Annotated in this window: 20 protein-coding genes and 1 tRNA gene; 15 read left to right on the top strand and 6 right to left on the bottom strand. The window is 55.5% G+C overall.

All coding sequences use genetic code 11. From position 1 onward, the window contains the following. Positions 1 to 27 precede the first annotated feature (27 nt). Both ACO6TI_RS00775 and ACO6TI_RS00770 read right to left on the bottom strand, forming a co-directional pair. Positions 28 to 1410: a hypothetical protein gene (locus tag ACO6TI_RS00775; RefSeq protein ID WP_209003417.1), complete on the bottom strand. Its 1383-nt coding sequence runs from the start codon at positions 1408 to 1410 to the stop codon at positions 28 to 30. Between the two features lie 127 nt (positions 1411 to 1537). Next, entirely contained in the window at positions 1538 to 2143 is a 606-nt protein-coding gene (locus ACO6TI_RS00770; RefSeq protein WP_055113786.1) for a DUF1134 domain-containing protein, read from the bottom strand. A gap of 155 nt (positions 2144 to 2298) precedes the next feature. On the opposite strand from ACO6TI_RS00770, the gene ACO6TI_RS00765 reads away from it, so the two are divergent. The 7 genes from ACO6TI_RS00765 to ACO6TI_RS00735 all read left to right on the top strand — a co-directional run bounded on the left by ACO6TI_RS00765 (position 2299) and on the right by ACO6TI_RS00735 (position 9511). Next, positions 2299 to 2754, top strand: a complete 456-nt coding sequence (locus tag ACO6TI_RS00765; RefSeq protein WP_196896553.1) for a YHS domain-containing (seleno)protein — start codon at positions 2299 to 2301, stop codon at positions 2752 to 2754. 173 nt (positions 2755 to 2927) lie between these two features. Then, positions 2928 to 3572 (top strand): histidine phosphotransferase ChpT, encoded by a 645-nt coding sequence (gene chpT / locus ACO6TI_RS00760; protein ID WP_055113784.1) that lies wholly within the window; start codon positions 2928 to 2930, stop codon positions 3570 to 3572. Between the two features lie 133 nt (positions 3573 to 3705). After that, complete coding sequence (locus ACO6TI_RS00755; RefSeq protein WP_055113782.1) at positions 3706 to 6504, top strand: chemotaxis protein CheW; 2799 nt, start codon at positions 3706 to 3708, stop codon at positions 6502 to 6504. Beyond that, positions 6501 to 6992, top strand: coding sequence for a chemotaxis protein CheW (locus ACO6TI_RS00750; protein ID WP_055113780.1), 492 nt, complete (start codon positions 6501 to 6503; stop codon positions 6990 to 6992). Before ACO6TI_RS00755 ends, ACO6TI_RS00750 begins: the two co-directional genes overlap by 4 nt. A 33-nt stretch (positions 6993 to 7025) precedes the next feature. Continuing rightward, positions 7026 to 7391 (top strand): response regulator, encoded by a 366-nt coding sequence (locus ACO6TI_RS00745; protein WP_029064636.1) that lies wholly within the window; start codon positions 7026 to 7028, stop codon positions 7389 to 7391. Positions 7392 to 7412: 21 nt separating this feature from the next. Beyond that, positions 7413 to 8630, top strand: coding sequence for a protein-glutamate methylesterase/protein-glutamine glutaminase (locus ACO6TI_RS00740; protein ID WP_055113778.1), 1218 nt, complete (start codon positions 7413 to 7415; stop codon positions 8628 to 8630). Further along, positions 8627 to 9511, top strand: coding sequence for a CheR family methyltransferase (locus ACO6TI_RS00735; protein WP_055113776.1), 885 nt, complete (start codon positions 8627 to 8629; stop codon positions 9509 to 9511). Before ACO6TI_RS00740 ends, ACO6TI_RS00735 begins: the two co-directional genes overlap by 4 nt. Before the next feature lie 36 nt (positions 9512 to 9547). Here ACO6TI_RS00735 and ACO6TI_RS00730 read toward each other — a convergent pair whose 3' ends face one another. After that, on the bottom strand, positions 9548 to 10471 hold the full coding sequence (locus ACO6TI_RS00730) for a LytTR family DNA-binding domain-containing protein (RefSeq protein WP_422384162.1): 924 nt from the start codon (positions 10469 to 10471) through the stop codon (positions 9548 to 9550). Positions 10472 to 10776: 305 nt separating this feature from the next. Between ACO6TI_RS00730 and ACO6TI_RS00725 the strand changes: the two genes are divergently transcribed. Beyond that, positions 10777 to 11745 (top strand): MBL fold metallo-hydrolase, encoded by a 969-nt coding sequence (locus ACO6TI_RS00725; RefSeq protein WP_197000012.1) that lies wholly within the window; start codon positions 10777 to 10779, stop codon positions 11743 to 11745. A gap of 272 nt (positions 11746 to 12017) precedes the next feature. Here the strand turns inward: ACO6TI_RS00725 and ACO6TI_RS00720 are convergent, their stop codons facing one another. Beyond that, positions 12018 to 12704, bottom strand: coding sequence for a helix-turn-helix transcriptional regulator (locus tag ACO6TI_RS00720; protein ID WP_082442654.1), 687 nt, complete (start codon positions 12702 to 12704; stop codon positions 12018 to 12020). Positions 12705 to 12843: 139 nt separating this feature from the next. On the opposite strand from ACO6TI_RS00720, the gene ACO6TI_RS00715 reads away from it, so the two are divergent. Then, on the top strand, positions 12844 to 13338 hold the full coding sequence (locus ACO6TI_RS00715) for a RidA family protein (protein ID WP_104701301.1): 495 nt from the start codon (positions 12844 to 12846) through the stop codon (positions 13336 to 13338). 162 nt (positions 13339 to 13500) lie between these two features. Here the strand turns inward: ACO6TI_RS00715 and ctrA are convergent, their stop codons facing one another. Then, a complete protein-coding gene (ctrA, locus tag ACO6TI_RS00710; RefSeq protein ID WP_029064643.1) occupies positions 13501 to 14193 on the bottom strand; it encodes a response regulator transcription factor CtrA in 693 nt (230 codons plus the stop codon). Positions 14194 to 14565: 372 nt separating this feature from the next. Between ctrA and fliI the strand changes: the two genes are divergently transcribed. The 3 genes from fliI to ACO6TI_RS00695 all read left to right on the top strand — a co-directional run bounded on the left by fliI (position 14566) and on the right by ACO6TI_RS00695 (position 16978). Further along, entirely contained in the window at positions 14566 to 15891 is a 1326-nt protein-coding gene (gene fliI, locus ACO6TI_RS00705) for a flagellar protein export ATPase FliI (protein WP_029064644.1), read from the top strand. Positions 15892 to 15919: 28 nt separating this feature from the next. Then, on the top strand, positions 15920 to 16327 hold the full coding sequence (locus tag ACO6TI_RS00700; RefSeq protein WP_029064645.1) for a flagellar FliJ family protein: 408 nt from the start codon (positions 15920 to 15922) through the stop codon (positions 16325 to 16327). Positions 16328 to 16543: 216 nt separating this feature from the next. Beyond that, positions 16544 to 16978, top strand: a complete 435-nt coding sequence (locus ACO6TI_RS00695) for a paraquat-inducible protein A (RefSeq protein WP_029064646.1) — start codon at positions 16544 to 16546, stop codon at positions 16976 to 16978. A 16-nt stretch (positions 16979 to 16994) separates the two neighbouring features. On the opposite strand, the gene ACO6TI_RS00690 is transcribed toward ACO6TI_RS00695, so the two are convergent. Then, positions 16995 to 18098: a DUF2336 domain-containing protein gene (locus ACO6TI_RS00690; RefSeq protein ID WP_055113764.1), complete on the bottom strand. Its 1104-nt coding sequence runs from the start codon at positions 18096 to 18098 to the stop codon at positions 16995 to 16997. Positions 18099 to 18391: 293 nt separating this feature from the next. On the opposite strand from ACO6TI_RS00690, the gene ACO6TI_RS00685 reads away from it, so the two are divergent. The 3 genes from ACO6TI_RS00685 (at position 18392) to glpD (ending at position 23117) form a co-directional block, all read left to right on the top strand. Next, entirely contained in the window at positions 18392 to 20683 is a 2292-nt protein-coding gene (locus tag ACO6TI_RS00685) for a mechanosensitive ion channel domain-containing protein (RefSeq protein WP_350185142.1), read from the top strand. 531 nt (positions 20684 to 21214) lie between these two features. After that, positions 21215 to 21289 (top strand) — tRNA-Gln (locus ACO6TI_RS00680). Positions 21290 to 21596: 307 nt separating this feature from the next. Next, positions 21597 to 23117: a glycerol-3-phosphate dehydrogenase gene (glpD, locus tag ACO6TI_RS00675; RefSeq protein WP_422384161.1), complete on the top strand. Its 1521-nt coding sequence runs from the start codon at positions 21597 to 21599 to the stop codon at positions 23115 to 23117. Positions 23118 to 23129 lie beyond the last annotated feature (12 nt).

Below are 23129 nucleotides of genomic sequence, written 5' to 3'. Positions count from 1 at the left end.
CTAAAAGACCGTCCTTGTCCCCTAAGATCAAGCCACATCTTTCTTTTTTTGTTTGACGGATTTTGTTTGGGACTCTGCATCAGGCTCTGTACCGGTACTTGTATCCGTCGTTTCCGCCGCTTTGCTGTCGTCGGCACTTTCTTCCCGCGTCGTCTTGCGATTGGAGGCGACGACCCTGCTGACAAGCGCTTCTGCCGCTGATGCGATATCGGCAGATTTTGGTGCCTGGGAATTTTCGTCGGGCGGACTGACTTTCGAAACACTGACCTTGATTGTCGCAGGTTTCTTTATCTTGTCTCCGGGAACAATGACACGCTGTGTCCGCTTTTTTTGACCTGGCTGCGGTTCCCCGCTTTTCGCAGGTTCGACAAGGGCGGTTTCGACTTCAGCGACGGGCAGCGTTGTGTCTTCACCCGATTTTGCGTCTTTCGCATCGGCTGAAATTGCATTCGCTCCGGCAATCTTGGCAGCCAGTGCGCGGAATTCTTCTCGGAGCTTGGAAAGGGCCGGGGTATTTGCCAGATCGATCTTGAGTTTTTCGACCTGTCCGGTCGCACGTTCGAGTGCGCGTTCCTTGTTGTTCAGTTCGGACCTTTGCTGCGCGTTTTCCCTGGTGAGTTCCTCAAGCTGATCGGTCAGATCTTCCTTTGGCTCGGAACCGCCGGCACCGGCGCTGCTCAGCAGGTGAGAAAGCCGGGTTACTTCCGCCTGCGCCGACACGTATTTCGAATTCGTATCCACCAATTGAGCTTCGAGTTCCGACAGCCGCGATTTTTCCATCTTGCCGGCAGAAGTTGCGATTTCTTCCGCGACGATCGGTTCGTGCTTGGCCAGCCTGGATTTGAGCGTGGCGACTTCAGCTTCCAGACCCGTGATCGTCGCCAGGGTCATCGTGTCTGCTGCAGGCAACCAGTCGCTACCGTCTTCGTCTTTTTCAGGCATCCTGGTTTCAATCTTGCCGTCATCGGGCAATTTCCAGCTTTCAGCAAGTGCCTTTTCGGAGTCTGCCAGCTTCTGCTTGAGTGCGGTTACCTCAGACGTCAGGAGGTCGACGGCTCTCTGATCACCATGAAGGGAGCCCAATTTCGTTTCAAGATCGGATATCTGTGATTTGTGAGACCGGTTCAGTTCGTCGATTTCTGTTCGTAGCCGCGCAGCTTCCAGGTGATGCCTGGCAGCTTTCGACCGTTCGCCATCAAGTTGACGCTCCACCCGCCTGAGCTCGATCGCATGACGGGCCCTTGCCTGATCCTGAGCGGCTCTGACTTCGGCGTAGCTGGAAGGATTGACCGCACGCAGTGCTTCCTCGGTCAGGCGTGCCGCCCTGCGGTAAAAAGCAGGCAGGATTGCCAAGCCGATCAGACCGGCCGTGCAAAACCCCAGTGCAACATACATTACCGCTTCAATCACATCGGGCTCCCGGTCGTTCTCCCAAGCCGATACTTAATCATTAGACGACACCGGCCTCGCAGCCAAGAGCTGTCGAGCCGTTGGCTGATCGGCATGTTACATGTTCTGCCGAGACTTAGCTTGCCAATTAAAAAGGATTCCAGGTCGGTTTGGGAGTGAACTTCAGGTAACCCATGTTCAGCCCGAGGCGCGCACCAACACCCGCTTTGACGGGAACAAGGACGGTTTCGTTTCTGAGCAGAACGGTCATGCCCGCGCCGCCGACGAGATAGGCCGACCCATTGACGCCCGCAAATCGATCATAAATCGAATCAACGGCTGGAAGCCTGTAGACCAGCATCATGACGCGCGCGCCGTCGGCGCCGAAATCCCACCCAAGCGAAGGGCCTTGCCAGAAGACCTTGTGATTGCCCGCGTTGCGCGTGTAGAGGTGCCCCTCGCCATATCGGGCGCCGGCAACGAAAGCGCCTGATCCTTCTTCGCCCAGGATGTAGCCGTTCGGCTCGCCGTATCTCGAAAAGGCGCGTTCGATAACAGAGGCCAGACCACCGGAGACCGAACCGAAAAATTCATGGCCGGTTTTCAGGATCTCGTCTTCATCGTAGGTCTGTGCACTATCGATCGGTGCTGCGCCGGACGTTTGAGCCATGGCTGAGTTTGGAACGGCAATCAGACAAAAGCACAAAATCGCAGCTTTCAACAGGGATGCTACTTGCCAGTCTCTTTTCGCCATTAATTGGGACTCCTCATCATCTGCCGGATGAGGCGCATTGTTTTAAAGTGCCTCAGCCCGTACGCTGGAACGCAATAGAATCAAACTGATTCGCGCAAGCCTCGGTACTCTTCATAGCCGAATCAATGAAAAGCTGGCCTGAAAAAAAGACGTTGATGTGTCTTTCCATTGCCGTGATGGCTGTTCTGGGCATATTTGCCGGAAAAGGCATCGCGCGTCCCCAGCTTTTCGTCCCCGATCCGATTACCGGCTATGCAATTGGCGGAAATGATCCTGTCAGCTACTTCGTGGACGGGCAGCCGCGCAAGGGAGATCGCCGGCACGAACTCAGCTGGGGCGGTGCCGAATGGGTCTTTGTCAACGAGGGCAACATGGCCGCGTTCGAGCGAAACCCGGAAACTTATGCCCCCATGTTTGCCGGATGCGGCGGATATGCGTTGTCGGAAGGGTTCGCCACCGCAGGCAGCCCGTACATTTATGCCGTCGTCGAAGGGCGCCTCGTCTTCTTTCACTCGGTCGTCAACCGTTTTCTGTTCGTCGTCAATGGCGGGCAACTTGTGAAGGACGCCCAAGAGAATGCAGCCAGCGTCGGCTGCATGCCGGAAAAGTAGTCATTTTCCGCCTAGGTATTTCGCATGACCGGTAAAAACGGCAACTTTCATCTGGATGACCCGGCTTGCAGCCGGCCGCCGCCTTGGCAGCAGCTTTTAGGATGTGTAACGCTTGCGAGAATTATTGCGAATCATAGTTTCGCTTGGACCCTGTAGAAGAGCCTTACACCGCCATGTCCGCACTTAAAGAGCTTACCTCTCTGGATCTTGCCGCTTTGGTTGCCAGCCGCGTTTGTCACGACATCATCAGTCCGGTCGGTGCAATCACGAACGGTCTGGAAGTCCTCGACGAAGAAGGTTCGGAGGACATGCGCGAGTTTGCGATGGACCTCATACGCAAAAGCGCACGTCAGGCCTCCGCCAAATTGCAGTTCGCACGTCTGGCATTCGGGGCCGCCGGTTCGGCGGGGGCAGAGATAGATCTGGGTGACGCACAAGTCGTTGCCACAGGATTTATGGAAAACGAAAAATCTGATTTAGTTTGGCAAGTTTCCAGGCACCTGATGCCGAAAAATTACGTCAAGCTTCTGCTTAACCTTATCCTGATCGCCAATCAGTGCGTTCCGCGTGGTGGCGAAATCAAGGTTGAGATGGAGGGGGATCCGAAATCGCCATCCTTCACGTTGCTGGCAAGCGGTCTCAATCCGCGCATCCCACTGGGAATGAAGGAAACTCTTGACGGACAAGAGCCGGAAAGGGTCGATGCCCACTCCGTTCAACCGATCTACACTTTGCTGCTCGCCCGTGAATCCGGCATGGTATTAACAATAGATAAACAAGAAGAGTCAGTAAAAATAACGGCCCTCCCGAAGGTCTAAAAGTCGAAGTTAAAAGTCTCCATACGTTTCAGCGTATCTTAACTCTTTGAGGTCAACCTACTCTCATGGACTTTTCGGTCCAGACATCCGTTTCCGGATGCGGAACCAGTAACAAGTCGGGTGAGAGCAGGCCATGGACGACCTCCTCAGGGAATTTATTACCGAGACGAACGAGAGTCTCGATGTTGTTGACGTTGAACTCGTAAAATTCGAGCAAGAACCGAACAACGCAACCATTCTGAATAACATTTTCCGCCTGGTGCATACGATCAAGGGTACCTGTGGTTTCCTGGGCCTTCCCCGGCTTGAAGGAATTGCGCATGCGGCTGAAACCCTTATGGGTAAATTCCGTGACGGCGCCCCTGTCACTCAGGAAGCAGTGTCGCTGATCCTGATTTCGATCGACCAGATCAAGGACATTCTTGCAGAACTTGAAGCCGCCGAAGGCGAAGAGCCGCAAGGGGACGACAGCGAGCTGGTCGGTAAACTCGAGGACATGTCTGCCAAGGCCGATGCGGCAATGGCGAGTGGCGCCGAACCCGAAGCCGAGGCAGCTGAAGAAGCGCCGGCCGAGGCGGACGCTGCCGATGACGACGATCCGGATCAAACCCTTGAACGTCCGCTGCGGCCTGGTGAGGTTTCTCTCGACGAACTGGAACGTGCGTTCCAGGAAACCGAGATCGAAGTCGAGGTCGCGGACGTGGAGATCGTCGAGGCCGAGGACATTGCAGAAGAGGTGGACGAACCTGCCCCTGCACCGGTTGCCGCGAAGACCGAAGCCAAAGCCGAGCCCCTGAAGAAAGCCGCTGCGCAGAAATCGGGTACTGAAGGCGGTGAAAAGAAGGCTGCCGGCGGCAGTGTTTCAAACAAGAGCATTCGTGTCGCCGTAGATACGCTCGAGCACCTGATGACCATGGTGTCAGAGCTTGTGCTGACGAGAAACCAGCTTCTCGAAATCGTGCGTCGTCACGAAGACAGTGAATTCAAGGTTCCACTGCAACGGCTGTCCAATGTGACCGCGGAATTGCAGGAAGGGGTCATGGCGACCCGGATGCAGCCGATCGGCAATGCCTGGCAGAAGTTGCCGCGCATCGTGCGCGACCTCAGCCAGGAACTGGAAAAACCGATCGAACTGGAAATGATCGGTGCGGATACCGAACTGGACCGTCAGGTCCTTGAAATGATCAAGGATCCCCTGACACACATGGTCCGGAATTCGGCGGACCATGGTCTGGAAGGCCCTGATGAGCGCCGGGCTGCCGGGAAACCGGAAAAGGGCACCATTACTCTTGCCGCCTATCATGAAGGCGGACATATCATCATCGAAGTCCGCGACGACGGTAAGGGCATCGATGTCGAGAAAGTGAAATCCAAGGTTCTGGAACGTGGCCTGGCCACGGAAGCCGAATTCGAGAAGATGACGGATTCCCAGATCCACAAGTTCATCTTCGCGGCCGGATTCTCTACCGCTGCCGAGGTAACCAGCGTTTCCGGACGCGGTGTCGGCATGGATGTCGTGCGCAACAACATCGAACTGATCGGCGGTACCGTCGATTTGCGCTCGACAACCGGCAAGGGCTCCAGCTTCATTATCAAGATCCCGCTGACGCTTGCCATCGTGTCGACGCTGATCGTCGAGGCGAGCGGTGACAGGTTCGCAATTCCGCAGTTGTCCGTCGTGGAACTTGTCCGCGTCCAGACAAACTCGGAGCACCGCATCGAGCGGATCAAGGACACGCCGGTACTCAGGCTTCGAAACAAGCTTCTGCCGCTGGTTCACTTGTCCCAGCTCCTGGGTATCTACGAAGGCGAGGACGTCGATCAGGCGATCGATTCCGACAACGGCTTCATTGTTGTCATGCAGGTCGGCAGCCAGACGTTCGGTGTCGTGGTCGACGGTGTTTTCCATACGGAAGAAATCGTGGTCAAACCGATGTCTTCCATGCTGCGCAACCTCAACATGTTCTCCGGCAATACCATCCTCGGTGACGGTTCGGTAATCATGATCATTGATCCGAACGGTATCGCCGGTGCAATGGCAAGCCACGCTTCGAGCTCGGTCGCTGAATCGGAGGACGAAGAGCAGGAAGGCCTGCAGCGCAAGTCCATGTCCAGCCAAAACGCAATTTCGCTTCTGCTGTTCCGTGCCGGTGCGCCGGAGCCAAAGGCCGTGCCGCTGTCACTGGTCACGCGCCTGGAGGAATTCGAAGTTTCCAAGATCGAACGCTCAAACGGCAGGGATCTTGTGCAATATCGCGGTTCCCTCATGCCATTGGTTTATGTCAACGACGGGGATGGCCACAAAACCGAAGGTACCCAGCCGATGCTGGTGTTCTCGGACTCCGGCCGTTCCATGGGTCTGGTCGTCGACGAAATCGTCGATATTGTCGAAGACCGCATGAATATCGAAGTCGGTTCCGAACGTCCTGGGGTCTTGGGATCTGCAGTGGTCAAGGAACGGGCGACGGAAATTCTGGACCTTGGCTACTACCTGCCTCAGGCCTTCGAAGACTGGTTCATGCGCAAGGAAATGGACATCGAGGCGCTGACGAAAAAGGTCCTTTTCGTCGACGACAGTTCCTTCTTCCGCAACATGCTGACACCGGTATTGAAAGCGGCAGGTTACGACGTGACAACCTGCATCGGTCCGCAGCAGGCATTCGAGTTGCTGGAGAACGGTGACAAGTTCCACGCAATCGTCAGCGATATCGAGATGCCGGAAATCAACGGGTTCGAATTCTGTGAATCCCTGCGCCGGGATCCTCGCTTCCGGAACATTCCGATCCTGGCATTGTCTTCGATGGTGACACCTGCATCGATCGAGCGCGGCCGTCAGGCCGGCTTTGATGACTATGTCGCCAAGTTCGACCGTCCCGGCCTGATCGCGGCTCTTAAGGATGTCTTCTCCAACGAACTGGGAGTTGCAGCATGAGTGTGCTCGAACACAAAACCAATTCGGACGCCGGCACCGCCAGTGACATGATCCAATACGTGACAGTGGTCATAGGAGGTCAACTTTTCGGCCTGCCGATTTCCCAGGTCCATGATGTGTTCGTTCCCGAGAGTGTGACGCGGGTTCCAATGTCTGCTCCGGAAGTCCAGGGCGTACTCAATCTGCGCGGACGCATTGTCACTGCAATCAACATGCGTCGCCGCCTGCATCTGCCGCCGTTGGAGGACGAACAGATGATGGCGGTCGGCATCGAGTACAAGCTGGAGAGCTATGGCCTCGTCATCGATACCGTCGGTGAAGTGCTGACGTTGCCGGCAGCTTCCTCAGAGCCGAATCCGTCAAACCTGGATCGTCGCTGGGCCGAGATTTCGGGCGGCGTTCATCGCCTGGACGGTCAGTTGATGGTGATTTTGGATGTCGATCGTCTTCTAGGTGCAATGTTTACCGAACCGATGGTAGCAGCGTAACGGCCGAACGGCCCATGAGTGGAGTAACGCCCGATGAAACAGTGCCTTGTAGTTGATGACTCCAGTGTCATCCGTAAGGTGGCACGCAGGATACTCGAAGACATGAACTTCGAGATTACTGAAGCGGAGGACGGCCAGCAGGCTCTCGACGCGTGCAGAAGCACGATGCCTGACGCCATTCTGCTGGACTGGAACATGCCGGTGATGGACGGTCTGGAATTTCTGACAAGCCTTCGTGCCGAAGATGGCGGAGAAAGCCCGGTTGTCGTGTTCTGTACGACTGAGAACGACGTTGCACATATTGCAAGGGCGATCCGTGCAGGAGCGAATGAATACATCATGAAACCGTTCGACCGGGAAATTGTCGAAGCCAAGTTTCAGGAAGTCGGCCTTATTTAGTATTGAGTTGGACGGTCATTAATGGCATTCGCGCAAAGAAGTGTTTCTGCTGGCGCCAGCCCGAGCAGCGACCCGATCAAGGTCATGGTTGTCGATGATGCTGTGGTCATTCGCGGTCTTCTGACCCGCTGGCTCGGGGAAGACAAGGGCCTCAAAGTTGTCGGTTCCCATAGGAACGGCAAGCTAGCTGTAGAAGATATCGAAAAAAGCAATCCGGACGTCGTGGTACTCGACATCGAGATGCCGGAAATGGACGGCATGACCGCCTTGCCGCTCATGCTGGCGAAAAAGCGGGACCTGGTCGTGATCATGGCGTCGACCCTGACACGCCGCAATGCGGAGATCAGCCTGAAGGCTCTTTCGCTCGGCGCTGCCGACTATGTGCCAAAGCCCGAGTCGAATTCCGAGGTCACGACATCTATCGATTTCCGTCGCGAGCTTATCGAAAAGGTAAAGGCGCTGGGTGCGCGTGCCATTCGTATGCGTGGACCTGCCAGGACAATGCGCGCCGAAACGCGCGCGGGAAAGAGCTCCCAGCCGGTCAAACCCGTTTCGGCCCGTCCCACTACGGATACGCGTGCAAGCTTTCGAGGTGCCGCACAGCCTGCCGCTGCCGCGGCTCCCAAGTTCCAGACACGACCATATTCTTCCGTGCGGCCACGCATTCTTGCGATCGGCTCGTCAACCGGCGGTCCACAGGCGCTGCAAGACGTCATGAAGGAAGTCGGCACGGCTATGAACGACGTGCCCGTCGTCATCACACAGCACATGCCGCCGACATTCACCTCCATTCTTGCGGAACATATGGGCAAGGCTGCTCTTCGTCCTGCCAAGGAAGGCGAGGATGGTGAAGTCCTCAAGCCCGGCACTATTTACGTTGCCCCGGGTGGTAAACACATGATCCTGGAGAAGGACGCCGGCGCAGTGAAAGTCCGTCTGACGGACGACCCGCCGGTCAACTTCTGCAAACCTGCAGTCGATCCTTTGTTCGACAGCGTTGCCAAGGCCTACGGTTCTGCGGTTCTTTCGGTGATTCTTACCGGAATGGGACATGATGGCGCTGACGGCGTGAAAACGATTGCTTCCGGTGGCGGCAGTGTGATCACGCAGGATGAGGCCACCAGCGTCGTCTGGGGCATGCCAGGTGCTGCGGCACAAACCGGGGTTTGTTGTGAAATCCTGCCGCTCAACCAGATTGGGCCGAAGATTGCACGCGTATTGAAGGGGAATACACGATGACTCCAGGTGAGTTTGAATTCCTCAAGACCTTTCTCAAGACGCGCTCCGGACTGGTTCTTTCGAGCGACAAGCAGTATCTGGTCGAAAGCCGGTTGCTGCCGATCGCCAGAAGCTCGAAACTGGAGACCCTGAGTGCCGTGATACAGACGTTGCAGCGCGGATCAAACCGGACGCTGGAAACCGATGTTATCGAAGCGATGACGACCAACGAGTCGTTCTTCTTCCGGGACAAGACGCCGTTTGATCATTTCAAGGAGACGATGCTGCCTGCCCTGAAGGAGGCGCGCGCATCGCGCCGGCAGCTCAAGATCTGGTGTGCGGCCGCCTCGACCGGCCAGGAACCCTATTCGCTGGGTATCTGTCTGAAGGAAGAGGCTTCCAAGCTACCAGGGTGGCGAACGCGGATTCTCGGGACGGACCTGTCGCTGGAAGTTCTGGAAAAGGCAAAAGCCGGTCTCTACAGCCAGTTTGAAGTCCAGCGCGGCCTTCCGATCCAGATGCTTCTGAAATATTTCGATCAGAAGGGCGACATGTGGCAAATCACGGCCGAGATGCGGTCAATGATCGAATGGAAGAAACTCAATCTTCTTGAAAGCTTTACGCATCTGGGAGAGTTCGACATTGTCTTTTGCCGGAATGTTCTGATCTATTTCGACCAGACCACCAAATCGGAAATCCTGGGCCGTCTTGCAAAGACGCTTCCAGATGACGGATTTCTGGTTCTCGGTGCAGCGGAGACAGTGGTCGGGTTGACCGATGCGTTCAAGCCGGTACCTGGAAAACGGGGACTGTTTCAGAAGAAACAGGCCGTGCAGGCAGGAACAGGTTCTGCTGCAGGTCCGAGACTGGCTGTCGGTGGCGGTGTCGGGTTCCGCCGGTAACCGCACTGTCATGACAGATGTTTTCTTGAAAGGCGGTCAGTTGACCGCCTTTTTCGTATCCGGAGACAGCTGGCTGATTTTCTTGCGAACCTTTTCGGCATATTTCCGGCTCACGGGAACCTTTGTTCCCTCGGTCAGTTCGAGCCAGGTCCGACCGTCCTCGCGGACAACCCGAGCCATGGCCTGGAACGTCACCCAGTGGCTGCGATGAACCTGCATGCCGTCCTCGCCGGGCAATTCGGAGACAATGTCGTTGAAACGGTAAAGCACCATCCGCGTTTCACTGACCGTGACCAGGCGGACATAGTGTTCCTGAGCCTCGACACGCAGAACCGGAGCATCGAGAGGGGTGTCCAGGTGCCTTTGGAAGCCCATTTCCCCGGGGCGAACGGAATGTATCCGGTTGTCGTCCGCAGGAGAGGTGGCGATTCGAAGATCACGGTTTTTCATTTCAAACGGAAGCGTCTGGTTTGATGCCGCCTCTTCAGTGCTTGCTGCCGGCGTTGAGCCAGAAAGCTGCAAAAAGGGAATTGAAAGCAGGAAGCAGAGCACAAGATGATTGTCTGAAAGATAGACGAGTTCGAGGAGGAAGGACCCGATATGGGTCCGACCTGTCACGGAGTTGCCGGCTTCGACCGATGCACCCGATCCTACAAGCTCACCGAGTTCCGGTAATCCCAGGATAAGATCGAGCGCGGTTACCGCAAGAGCAAAGGGAACGAGGCTGACAAGTGCTGCAACGACCGCGTTCAGCCTGAAGCGGTCCCTGAGACCGGGCAATCTTGCAAACAATTCAAGAAAGGCGACGAACAAGCCGGCTTCCAGGAGAATTCGAACGGACCAATAGAGGTAAAGACCAGCGAGAGACCAGTTTTCGGGGCGCTGGATCTGCGTCGAAGCGAGAAGCCAGGCGGCAGCCAATGCAAGAAGAAAAATCTGTATGTTTTTGTCGCGGATCATTGCGTGGCTCGTGTTTTCAGCCGCTCAAAGTAGGCTGCAACTGGCGCGTCATTCAAGAAGCATGAAAAATTTATAACTTAAACTGTTGTAAAAAATACAATATTCCTCTGATCGCCAAGTTTGAAGAAGTCGCGAAATAACGCGTCTTTGAAGAAGTAGCGGGTTTCCTTTCGTTTTCGTTGCGCCACTTTGACCGCAAGGGCACAGCGATGGGCGAAACGTGATCGTCCATCCGCGCAGTATTCGGGATGTCCCTGCTGCCTTGGCCCCCACCGTTAATATGACAGGCTACCGGAGTGATTGACATGGGATTGAAAGTTGAACTGACACGGCGCTCCGCGCTGCTGGGCGCTGGAGGTGCAATTGCCGGCGCGAGCCTGATGACATCAAATCTTGCACAGGCTGCAGCGGAAAAACAGGGAGCCATGACCGCGCCTGTTGCGCGCTACCACGTCGGCGAGTTTGAAGTGAACACGCTTCTCGACGGTGCTGTCAGCGTCAAGGAACCGCAAAAAACGTTCGGCATGAATGTCGATGCGGATACGTTTACAACGACATCTGCAGAGAACTTCATCCCGGCAGACGCTTTCAAGGCCTACTTTACGCCGACGCTCGTGAATACCGGCAGCGAACTGATCCTGTTTGATACAGGGGTCGGTGAAGGAGGCCGTCCCGCACGCGGCAATATGAGGGCTGCACTGCAAAGCGCCGGTTACACGCCGGAACAGGTCGATGTGGTCGTCATTACTCACATGCATCCTGACCATATCGGCGGTTTGATGGAAGCTGGGGCTCCAGCCTTTCCGAACGCCCGCTATGTCACCGGGCAAACGGAATACGACTTCTGGTCAGGCATGGATCCCGAGGCCAATGGCGTTACAAAGCTGATGGCCAAAAACGTCAAGCCGCTGGCTGAAAAGATGACGTTCCTGAAGGGTGGCGAATCGGTCGCATCGGGTATCACGGCAGTGGATGCTCATGGGCATACACCTGGACACACCGTTTACATGCTTGAAAACGGTGGTCAGCAACTGCTGCTGGCAGCGGACACGGCCAATCACTACGTCTGGTCGCTGGCGCGTCCTGACTGGGAAGTTCGTTTTGACATGGACAAGGAAGCGGCCGCTGCGACCCGCAAGTCGCTCATCGGAATGCTTGCGGCAGACAAGATTCCGTTTGTCGGATATCACATGCCGTTCCCCGCGGTCGGCTATGTGGCCAGTGACGGCGCAGGTTTCCGGTATGTCCCGGCGTCTTACCAGATGCATCTCTAGACAAAGCGATAGTGACAAACGGGAAAGGGCGGGTTTGACGCCTTTTCCAGGACGGATATGTGGTCCGCTGAGTATTTCTCGGCGGACCACACTCTGGTTCGTGCCGGGTTTTCCGAAGAGACAGTCGTCTTCACAGGCACCCATGAGAACAGACTGCGATGAGTGACCGATCAGTTTGATTGGCCTGTGTCCATCCGGATGTGAATGTGTTTTGGCAAATACATGACCGGACCGATATCGGTCGCGTTTGCACGGCGGGCGCCGGTACCAGGTCATTCACATTCTTTTTCTCTTTCAAAATACTCGCGCAACAGTCCCACACGTTTCGGACGAAAGAATTCGTCGAGGAACTCCATCGAGCGGATCCGATCCAGGCGAAACATGCGAAAATCCTGCCTCAGGCAACACCAGGCGATCAACGCCTGTACTTCATTGAAAAAATAGATGGTAAGCGGCCAGACTTTTCGTTTCGAACATCGATCATTCAGGTCAAAATATTCGAGGAAGACCGCCTGCTCGTTCCAGATTGATTCGCGAAGCCCGGAAAAGTCGGCTTCGGAGAAAGGTGTATTGCGCATGATATGGCTGCCAACCGTCGCATGTCTCAACCGTTGACGCATGTTTTGGGGAAGACTTGCCTCCAGCTTCACCAGCGCATTTTGTGCCGCATGGGTGAATTCGGAATTGCCCAGTTTTGATACGGTATGCAGACCGAGAGCGAGTGCGTCCACCTCGTCGGCGTCAAAATGCATCGGTGGCAGCGAAGGATCTTCCGTCAGGGTGTAACCAAAGCCCGCCTCGGCGTCGATAATTGCTCCTGACGACCTGAGACTTTGAATGTCGCGGTATATGCTGCGTTCCGAAATCTCCATTTCCTCGGCCAGCCGTGATGCTGTTACCGGGGAAGGCAATCGTCGCAATACCTGCATCAGGCGAATAAGACGATCTGAACGACTCACGCAAATCCTCCGGTTTTCATTTCAACCCGTTTGAGTGAATTTGAGCATAGAGCTACTGACAGGAATTGTCAGGAGGTGGCGAATATCTATGGGCAGCGCAGAAAAATCCACCCCAGAACAGCAGGTCAAGGAGACCAGCATGTCCCGTCTGACAACGATTCTCTCAATTCTAGGACCCCTGACAATGATGCCCACATTCCCAAGCCTTGCCGACGCCGGCAACAATCAGGACAAGCTCGCCATCGTCAATCCGGACAAGCTTCATGATCCTTCGGACCATGGTTACAGTGTGGCTGTGGTCGCGCCGGCCGGTGCGCGGCTTGCATTTGTTTCCGGACAAGGTGGTGTCAGTGCCAACGGGACCTATTCGGATGACTTTTCGGAGCAGGTTCAACAGGCCTATGCCAACCTGAAAACGGTTCTTGATTCGCTGGGCGCATCACCGGATCAGGTTGCAAAACTCTCTGTCTTCGTGGTCGATCACGATCCGTCGAAGCTTGGGGTCTTGACGGAAAATGTCAGGAACATGTTCGGCGAAACACTCCCTGCACAAACTCTGATACCCGTTCCGAAGCTCGCTATCGACCCGATGCTGTTCGAAGTGGAAGCCATCGTTGTTCTGCCTCAACAGTAGCGAACAAACGACATGCGCCGAGGATGATTATCCATCCTGAAACACTTTGCCACCAGCGCCATCCAGGAGCCTGGTTGGCGAAATCAACGGGTACAAGGCGCTCCATGCAATAGAAAAGCCCCGGAAAACCGGGGCTTTTCAAATTCTTCAGTTGCCTTGGTGTCAGGCCGCAGCCTCGACTTCCGGTTCACGCAGAACATATCCACGGCCCCAGACCGTTTCGATGTAGTTCTTTCCGGAGGTCGCGGAAGCCAGTTTCTTGCGGAGTTTACAGATGAAGACGTCGATGATCTTCAACTCCGGCTCGTCCATGCCGCCGTAAAGGTGGTTCAGGAACATTTCCTTGGTGAGTGTCGTGCCCTTGCGCAACGAAAGCAGTTCGAGCATCTGGTATTCCTTGCCGGTCAGGTGGACGCGCTGGCCCCCAACTTCCACGGTCTTGGTGTCCAGATTGACCTTCAAATCGCCGGTTACGATCACCGACTGAGCGTGGCCCTTGGACCGGCGGACGATCGCATGAATGCGAGCGACCAGTTCGTCCTTGTGGAACGGCTTGGTCATATAATCGTCAGCGCCAAACCCCAGGCCGCGAACCTTGTCCTCGATGCCCGCGTTGCCGGACAAGATCAGGATCGGTGTCTTGACCTTGGACACACGCAGTGTCCGCAGAACCTCGTATCCGGACATGTCCGGCAGGTTCAAATCCAACATTATAATGTCATAATCGTACAGTTTGCCGAGGTCGATACCTTCCTCGCCAAGATCTGTCGTGTAGACGTTGAAGTTCTCGGACTTCAGCATCAACTCGATGCTCTGCGCCGTGGCGCTATCATCCTCAATCAACAATACACGCATGCCAATCCCCTTGTTCTGCCTTTCCTGGGCAAGTCGCAACGGCTCTGTCGGTGCCTGCTACGAAGGACTGTTGTTAACCCCGACTCAAAGCTACCGGTTAATGGTTAACAAAATATGATTCGCAGCGGCAAGCTCCAGCGAAATGAATCTGTGAACAACCAGCAACTTGTTGAATCCCAATAAAAAACGCAGATTCATAAAGCTTAATGTTGAACATTAAGAAATCGGCATAACCGATTCCGTTCAGATTCCTTTCGACAAAGCCGGTTTGACTTCGAAATGGCTCTCGCTTGTCAGCCTTCCAAAGGTTAAGATTAACCAGAGTCGTAAACGAAAGATTACCAAAACCGTTAACTACGAAAGGAATCTTCCTTGAAGGCGCTTTTCGCCGAAATTGATTCGCACATGCCGACCGAGATTTACGGGCGGGTTACTGCGGTTCAGGGGCTCCTCGTGGAGATCGCGGGACCGATTCACGAGATGAGTGTCGGCTCGCGTCTTTTAATCGACAGCGGTGAGGATAACCCGAAAGTTCCCGCTGAAGTGGTCGGTTTCCGCGACGGACACGCGCTCTGCATGCCGTTTTCGGGTCTCGAAGGTGTTCGGATGGGCTGCAAAGCCGTCATCAGTTCCCGCGAGAGCGTGGTGCATCCCGGCAATGCCTGGCTTGGCCGGGTGGTGAATGCACTTGGCGAACCGATCGACGGCAAGGGCGAGGTTGCGAACGGCGGTGTGCCTCGCAAATTGCGAAGCGCTCCGCCGCCGGCGTCGGAGCGCAAGAGGGTCGGTCCTCCACTTGACCTCGGCGTAAGGGCGCTGAACACGTTCGTGACCTGTTGCGAAGGCCAGCGCATGGGGATTTTCTCCGGATCGGGTGTCGGCAAGTCCGTCCTGATGTCCATGCTGGCGCGCAACACAAACTGCGACGTGGCCGTTATAGGCCTTATCGGCGAGCGGGGGCGCGAAGTTCAGGAGTTCATTGAAGACGACTTGGGAGAGGACGGACTTGCGCGCTCCGTTGTCGTTGTCGCAACTTCCGATGAAAGTGTTCTCATGCGCCGTCAGGCGGCATATCTTGCCATGACGGTCGCCGAACATTTTCGTGACGAAGGCAGCAACGTCCTTTGCATGATGGATTCCGTCACCCGTTTCGCAATGGCCCAGCGGGAGATCGGGCTGTCTGTTGGAGAACCTCCGACGTCCAAGGGTTATACACCGACTGTGTTCACCGAATTGCCCCGCCTTCTGGAAAGAGCAGGTCCCGGCAAAACGGGTGATGGTTCGATCACGGGCCTGTTCACCGTCCTTGTGGAAGGAGACAACCACAACGAGCCGGTGGCCGACGCGGTCCGCGGCATCCTTGACGGGCACGTGGTGATGGAACGGGCGATTGCGGAGCGTGGACGCTATCCGGCGATCAACGTTCTGAAGTCTGTCTCCCGGACCATGCCGCGTTGCGTTCCGCCCGAACAGCTGCCGGTCCTTCGCAAAGCCAGGCAATTGCTGTCGACATATACGGATATGGAGGAACTCATTCGCCTGGGAGCCTACAGGAAAGGTTCAGACCCGACCGTTGACGAGGCCATCCATCGGTTTACACTGATCGATGACTTCCTGAATCAGGGAAAAGACGAGGCGACGTCACTTTCTGACGGATATTTTCAACTCGCCAACCTTTTGGAAATGACTCAGGGGTAGACTGCCCAGGTTAGGGGAGTATTGAGTTATGAAAACCCGCGACAGTTTGATCCGTTTGAAGCGGTTTCAGGTTGATGAAAAGCGACGGCAACTTGCTCAGATCGAGAGCATGATTGCCGAGTTTAATCGAATGGCCGATGAGCTGGATGTCCAGATCACGACCGAGCAGGAACGCGTCGGCATCACCGACGTGACGCATTTCGCGTATCCGACATTTGCAAAGGCCGCAGCGGATCGGCGTGACAACCTGCGCAACTCGGCGCTTGAGCTTGATGACCAGTTGCAACGAGCTCAGGACGAGCTCAGTGAGGCCATCGAAGAACTCAAGAAGTTCGAGCAGTTGGAAGAGCGCGATCATCAGCGCGAAAAGACTGCGCAGGAGATTGCCGAACAGGATGAGCTTGACGAAGTCGCTGCGCGGGTTCGGCTGCGCTAACAACAAATGTAGCCCGGGCAGAGAGGTTTAGCGGGTCACTCGAGCCCAGGCGGGCATGTATTTCGAATGCCTGATTGCCAAGACCGGTGATCAGGCTTTGTCGTTTTGAGAGATTGAAATAAAACCCTCAGCGTGCTGCCTCGTTGAAATTCGACCGTGGCATGAACACTTGTTTGTGAACTGTTTCGTTCGATCTTCTGGGGGCATGCTCATTCTATGCGACTTTTTCTGGCATTGCTTTTGCCGTTGTCCACGTTCTCCTTCGCTCTCGGGCTCACTCAGCCACTCATGCGTTTTGAACGTCTGTATTTTCTGGAAGATCGCCCAAACCTGATCGAAATGATTACGGAGTTGTGGCGTCAGGAAGACATGGCGCTGGCCACGATCGTCGGTCTGTTCTCGATCGGATTTCCTGCCGCGAAAATCCTGCTGATTCACATCGCTGCCATGACGGGTGGAAATTCCCGGTCGCTTGCCCTGCTGTCGATGGTCAGCAAATGGTCAATGCTTGACGTGATGCTGGTTGCGCTGGTTCTGTTCGCGGCCAAGACCAGCGGTCTGGCGGCGGCGGCAATCCTTCCGGGCCTCTGGTTTTACGCGGCGGCGACATTGTCGACAGCCTTTGCGGCGAGTCTATGCACGCGGGCCTGAAGCGTTCACCGGAAACTCATGCCGGCTGGGTGCGGCTGGGTTCCCTTGCGGTCTTGTCCCGGCGGCGGGCCTGAAAGTCGTCGCAGCGTCCCTGTCTTGCATTGGCTGCATTCGCGATCTGTTTGACATAGGCGGAAGTCCATTCCGCTCCCTGCGCGGCAGGCAGTTTGAGATGCGTGCACCTTGCCTTGGCCAGCAAGGCGAATGCGGGGACGTCCAAACCCGCCTTTGCCGCAGTTCTGAGGACGACATCCCGTTTGCCATTGAACATGGCGTCCTTGAGTGCGGATTGTGCAATCCTGCCTCTTGTGCTGAGCAGTTCGATCGCGTGGTTGAAACGACCGTCCTGCAGCAGCAGGATAATAAGTTCGTCAAGCGTTACCGCGGAACGCTCGGCTTCGCGCCACAATATGCCGATGTCCGGATTGTTCAAAGTGTCGCCGAATGTCTTGCGAAGGACTTTCAGTCTTGCGATCTGGTCCAGCTGTTCCTGGGAAAGCGAGCCTTCGATAATGCTGCGCAGACGCTTCCTGGTTTCGTCGTCGACAAGCGGCAGCAACTCCTGACATACGGCAGGAGAAAGATCAGAGCGAAGCGAGAGGTCCTCCCTCAGGACCTCATCTTCCGCTGCAAGCTTGACAAATTTGAGCATTGTCTGGCGCGACAGTTTCGTTTCCTTGTTGCCGGCCAGTATGCGGTGAACCGCGATGTCGCCCTTGGCAGCCAGAACGTCTGAAACCTCGGTTGGCAGATCCTTGCGCCGCGCCAGCACCTGCATGTGGGCGCTGCTTACCTGTTCGATCAGGAGAAGGAGATCATCCCGGGTCAGGAGCGGGCACTCCGCCAGGACCGGCATCGCAACATTCACCTCATCCCTGGCAATCCTGTGCACCAGATCCGCAGGGCTTTGCGCGCAAGGCGCAATCTTCTGCGCCAGAAGCAATCGGTCGTTTGCAGCGCCAGTGCTGTAGATCTTCAACATTACCTGGGCGAAAAGTTCCAGTTCCCGGCCCGATCTTTCGTCAAGATCGGTTGCGACGAGTTTGCTCACCTCGGCAAACAGCTTTTGCCGCGCCTCGACTGTCTCATCCTCCGCGAGCCTGATGAGTGAACTTGTCATATTGCCTCCGTTAAGAGGAAGAATTAGCCAATATTGTTATTTTTACGTTACCGAAAAGTGGAATCTCGAAGTAATTACCTTACGTTAGTTTTTCTAGATTTGTGCAATCCAGAAAAAAAAGAGAATTATTTGATTTGGTGAAATAAAAACTGAAACTGGTTTCAGTTTTTCTTTCCCGGGCATGAAAACCGTTGAACGGTGAAGCGGATGGCTTTCCTTTGGGTCTGGTTCTTTCCTATTGTCGGAGCGAGAGAACGGTACGGTCCTCTGTCATTAAGTGAAACGGGTAGGACATGAAACTACTGCGCCTGTGCCTTGCAACGCTCCTGGGGGCATTCCTTCTTGCCGCTGTTCCGGCAGCCGGTCAGAGCGAAAGCGCAGCCCCGGTTGAAACCGCCGATGTGAAACAGGCAAGTGAAGCACTCATCAAGGTTCTCAACGACCCCGACAGCCGCAAGGAGCTGATCGAACTGCTGCAAAAAAACGCCACCGATCCCGGGTCTGGCCCGGCTTCAGAGGCGAAAGAGGGAGATGCGACACAGTCAACAGGTTCAGAAACCACCGAACCCAGCTCCGCCGGGCAGAGTTTCGTCATTCGTGTTGGCGAATACACGCGAGCTCTGGCGGACGAGATCGGGGTCGTTCTCGACCGCTCGCGTCACTCACTAAAGGGATTGCTCCTGATTTTCCGTGGAGACATTCCAATAAAATGGGACCGTGTCGAAGAGGTCCTGTTGCAGGTCGCGATTGTTCTGGCGAGTGCCTACGCGGCGTTCTGGATCGGACAGTACATTGCGCGCCGGATTTATCCGAAAATGGCCGTCCGTGCACGGTACGGCGGCGGATTGATGCGGGCGTTCATCCTGGTGGTATCGACCGTTATTGACGGCCTGACAGTCGCGCTTGGACTGGGGGTTGGCTATTTCGTTGCACTGACCGGGTATGGCGGGCTTGAAACAGGCGTCACGATCCAGGAGAGCCTGGCGCTGAACGCGTTCTTCATTACCGGAATGTCGAATGTCGCCCTGCGGTTCGTCTTCGCCCCTCGCAGACCGGAATTGCGGCTCCTGCCATTTGCGGATGGCGCCGCCGATTATTGGTACTCTCGGTTACGTATCTACATGTATTGGAACAATTTCGGTGTGTTCCTTGCTGTCCCTGCCGCGAATCTGGCCGTTTCCTTTGTTCTCGGCAACGCGTTGAGGTTCATTGTCGTCCTCACGGGAATGGTTTACCTGATGGTTCTCATCAAGCAGAACAGGGTCAGGGTTCGCGAAGGCGCCAAGGCCTATGCGGAAACCATGCACAGCGTTCTGGCGAAAAGAGCGCTCGCCAATCTCGGCAACCTCTGGCACATCGGTGCCTATGGCTACATTATTGCGGTCTTCATCGTCTGGGTGACGCGCCCCTTCGATGCGACCACGATCATCTTGCGGGCAACCGGCCTTTCGATCATCACCATCATGGCCGGCATGCTGATTTCACTCGTCATGACGCGTGCCATCAAGGGCGGTATCAGGCTGCCCGATGACATTCATCAAAAACTGCCTGCGCTTCAGTACCGACTTAATGCTTTCGTACCGCGTCTTCTCAAGATCATTCGCTTTGTGGTGTTCCTGGGAACGATCCTGCTGCTTATGGACATCTGGGGCCTGCTCAGCGTGCTTGACTGGTTGTACAGCGAAGCCGGGATCAGGCTGGTGGGCAGCTACGGATCAGCCATCGTCGTAATACTGGTCGCCTTTATTGTCTGGCTTGCGGTGATGTCATGGGTAGACCTGCGCCTGCAATCACGCGCCGGGTACATTGTCAGCGCACGCGAACGAACCCTGTTTCAACTGTTCCGGAACGCGTTCACGATCGTCATCATGGTCATGGCGCTGCTGCTGGCATTGTCTGAAATCGGTGTGAATATCGGGCCGCTGATCGCCGGTGCGGGTGTTGTCGGACTGGCAATTTCCTTCGGTGCGCAAACGCTCGTTAAGGACATCATCACCGGGGCCTTCATCCAGATCGAAAACGCGATCAATGAAGGTGACGTCGTCACGGTTGCGGGTATTACCGGAACGGTCGAGGGCATTACCATCCGGTCGGTGCGGATCAGGGACCTGGACGGCACGACACACATCATACCGTTTTCCTCCGTCGACATGGTGTCGAACTTCATGCGCGGCTATTCCTATCACGTCGCGCTCATCGGGGTGTCCTACGATACGGATATCGCCTACGCCAAGGAGGCGATGCTTGAAGCGTTCAGGAGACTGCAGGAGACCGAATTCAAATCCAAGATTTTCGGTGATCTGGAAATGCACGGCGTGACGGCCTTCGGTGCCAGTTCAATCGACATTCGCGCGCGCATCAAGACGAATCCCGGAGATCAATGGGGCATCGGACGTGCGTATAACGAATTCATCAAACAAGTGTTCGACGAACGAAACATCGAAATCCCGTTCCCGCAAGTCACGTATCACGCGGCAACACCTCCCTTCGCGGAGGAAAACGATGTGCCGGATGCAGGTCGCAGGAAGAAGGTCAAGCAAAGCGAACCGACGGACGATGCGCCGCCGGAGAGTGAAGAACACTAATCACGCGTGTCATGTATCGGTTTCAGGAACGGCGACGCGGGTCTGCCAGGACGTCGAAAATTCATCCGTCCATCTAAACCGGCCAGGGCAATGACCAGAACTCCTGTTGACACTCGAAGCGGAAAAAGGATAAAGACCTGCCAGCCGCAGCAGGGCTTTGTCTGTTCGTTGGCATTTGGAGCATTTGATGTTTGTTTTTTTGTCCAGTTCGCAACGCTCGCAATCCTGGCCCTCCAGCCGGGCCGATAGCTCATGCGGGCTGAACATGAAGACAATCTCGTAGCAAACGTTGTCATCATTGTTCCTGTTAACCCGCCTCTGAGGCGGGTTTTTTCGTTTTCAGGGCGTAATGAATACAGGAAGCGTGGCCAGGTGGCTTAAGACTGCGGCTTGCTAAGTCGCAGGACCCTTTCCGGGCTCCTCGGGTTCGAATCCCGCCGCTTCGGCCAACTTTCAGGCGTGTGAGGGGAAGAAGTTGCAATGCATTTTTCAATCAAACGTTCGACCTCCCTTTCACCGTATTTGGTTTTCTCTCCGTTCGTCTAACCGGCAGGACACCCGATTTTGGATCGGGAAATCGAGGTTCGACCCCTCGACGGAGAACCAGGGATGGATGTGCGGCTGAGTGGCCATTGGCATTCGTTCTGGAAGCTGAGAACATCAAAACGGAGATCCGTGGCTTCAAATCCCGAAGCTTCCGTCAATTCATTTCCTTTTTTTGTGAATTAACAACAAGATGCGCCAACCGCGTAGCCTCTCGAAACTCCCGTTTCCCAAAGAACGTATTGCAGGACCGAGCCCGTCCTGAGAACGAAGCCGAATAGAATCGAATTGTTGATTGAATTTCACAATCTTTCGCTTTATTTTCGTTTCTTGAATTTCTTGCATTTCATTTCGAGCCGGAGACAAGCCTATGGCGGCGGACTACGACCTGCTGGTTATTGGTGGTGGAATTAACGGAACCGGGATTGCCCGAGACGCGGTTGGACGGGGAGCATCGGTCCTGCTGGCCGAGATGGGAGATCTTGCCAGCGCGACTTCTTCAGCCTCCACCAAGCTGATCCATGGCGGCCTGCGGTACTTGGAATATTATGAGTTCAACCTGGTCCGTAAAGCTCTCAAGGAGCGGGAGGTTCTCTGGCATCTTGCACCACATATCGCCTGGCCGCTCCGGTTCATCCTGCCGCACCACAAGGACCTGCGACCGGCCTGGCTGCTCCGCCTCGGCCTGTTCATGTATGATCATCTCGGTGGACGGAAGCTGTTGCCGGCAACCAAGACGGTACGTCTCGATCAAGCGCCCTATTCGCAAGGCCTCAAGAAACTCTTCCTAAGGGGTTTTGAATATTCCGACTGCTGGGTCGACGATGCGCGGCTGGTTGTTCTGAACGCGCGCGACGCGGCCGACCGCGGTGCGAAGATCCTCACACGGACAAAGTGCGTGAGCGCGCGGCGTGATGGAGACAAGTGGTCGGTGGTGCTGAAGGACCTTGCGACGGGTAAAGAGAAAACGGTCACGGCAAGCGTACTTGTCAATGCCGCCGGTCCCTGGGTCGCTGATTTCCTGCATGGGGTTGTCGGGGAAAACGACACGTCGGGCATCCGTCTGGTCAAGGGCAGCCACATCATAGTGCCGCGCCAGTTCGAACACGACCGTTGCTTCATCTTTCAGAACGGCGATGGTCGGATCGTGTTCGCGATTCCCTACGAGCAGGATTTCACCCTGATCGGCACAACCGATGTCGATTATCAGGACGATCTCGGTGATGTTCGCATATCGGAAGATGAAATCTCGTACCTTTGCGCCGCAGCGAGTGAGTATCTTGAAAAGGAAATCACACCCGAGGATGTCGTTCATACCTATTCGGGTGTCCGGCCGCTCTATGATGACGGTGCCAAGGACGCCAAGGCGGCGACCCGTGACTATGTTCTGGAGCTTGACGGCGGCGGAGACACGCCCGCCGTCCTGTCCGTCTTCGGCGGAAAGATCACGACCTATCGCAAGCTCGCCGAGCAGGTTCTTGCAAAACTGGAGGGTCTTCTGCCGTTCAAGCGCGGACTTTGGTCCGGAAGTGAACCTTTGCCTGGCGGTGATTTCAGCGTTGACGCCTTTGACAGGGAAGTCTCCGGTCTCGAGCACGACTATGCTTTCCTGGACAAGCGCTTTGCGACGCGGTTGACTCGTCTTTACGGCACGGACGCCCGGCGTCTGCTTGGTGGTGCCAAATCTCTTGAGGATCTCGGCAAATCCTTCGGGTTCAATCTCCATGAAGCGGAAGTGAAATGGCTGATGAACCGGGAATGGGCCCGTACCGCAGAAGATGTGTTGTGGCGGCGGACAAAACTGGGCCTGCGTCTCAGCCAGCAGGAAGCGGCAGATCTGGAAAGCTATATGTCCAGCCACCTTGCAGAACAGGCCGGCGCTGCTGCATAGTTTGAAAAACCA

The sequence above is a fragment of the Roseibium album genome (assembly GCF_965233825.1).
GTDB lineage: Bacteria > Pseudomonadota > Alphaproteobacteria > Rhizobiales > Stappiaceae > Roseibium > Roseibium album.
The sequence above is the reverse complement of the archived record's forward strand: the minus strand, read 5'-3'. Positions and strand labels throughout refer to the sequence as shown.

Coding starts and splice junctions, on each gene's coding strand:
- ACO6TI_RS00685 (WP_350185142.1), top strand. CDS start 18,392: ATGAAACTACTGCGCCTGTGCCTTGCAACGCTCCTGGGGGCATTCCTT.
- glpD (WP_422384161.1), top strand. CDS start 21,597: ATGGCGGCGGACTACGACCTGCTGGTTATTGGTGGTGGAATTAACGGA.
- ACO6TI_RS00745 (WP_029064636.1), top strand. CDS start 7,026: ATGAAACAGTGCCTTGTAGTTGATGACTCCAGTGTCATCCGTAAGGTG.
- ACO6TI_RS00730 (WP_422384162.1), bottom strand. CDS start 10,471: ATGATCCGCGACAAAAACATACAGATTTTTCTTCTTGCATTGGCTGCC.
- ACO6TI_RS00700 (WP_029064645.1), top strand. CDS start 15,920: ATGAAAACCCGCGACAGTTTGATCCGTTTGAAGCGGTTTCAGGTTGAT.
- ACO6TI_RS00770 (WP_055113786.1), bottom strand. CDS start 2,143: ATGGCGAAAAGAGACTGGCAAGTAGCATCCCTGTTGAAAGCTGCGATT.
- ACO6TI_RS00690 (WP_055113764.1), bottom strand. CDS start 18,098: ATGACAAGTTCACTCATCAGGCTCGCGGAGGATGAGACAGTCGAGGCG.
- ACO6TI_RS00725 (WP_197000012.1), top strand. CDS start 10,777: ATGGGATTGAAAGTTGAACTGACACGGCGCTCCGCGCTGCTGGGCGCT.
- ACO6TI_RS00740 (WP_055113778.1), top strand. CDS start 7,413: ATGGCATTCGCGCAAAGAAGTGTTTCTGCTGGCGCCAGCCCGAGCAGC.
- ACO6TI_RS00715 (WP_104701301.1), top strand. CDS start 12,844: ATGTCCCGTCTGACAACGATTCTCTCAATTCTAGGACCCCTGACAATG.
- ACO6TI_RS00755 (WP_055113782.1), top strand. CDS start 3,706: ATGGACGACCTCCTCAGGGAATTTATTACCGAGACGAACGAGAGTCTC.
- ACO6TI_RS00750 (WP_055113780.1), top strand. CDS start 6,501: ATGAGTGTGCTCGAACACAAAACCAATTCGGACGCCGGCACCGCCAGT.
- ACO6TI_RS00695 (WP_029064646.1), top strand. CDS start 16,544: ATGCGACTTTTTCTGGCATTGCTTTTGCCGTTGTCCACGTTCTCCTTC.
- ACO6TI_RS00735 (WP_055113776.1), top strand. CDS start 8,627: ATGACTCCAGGTGAGTTTGAATTCCTCAAGACCTTTCTCAAGACGCGC.
- chpT (WP_055113784.1), top strand. CDS start 2,928: ATGTCCGCACTTAAAGAGCTTACCTCTCTGGATCTTGCCGCTTTGGTT.
- ctrA (WP_029064643.1), bottom strand. CDS start 14,193: ATGCGTGTATTGTTGATTGAGGATGATAGCGCCACGGCGCAGAGCATC.
- ACO6TI_RS00765 (WP_196896553.1), top strand. CDS start 2,299: ATGTGTCTTTCCATTGCCGTGATGGCTGTTCTGGGCATATTTGCCGGA.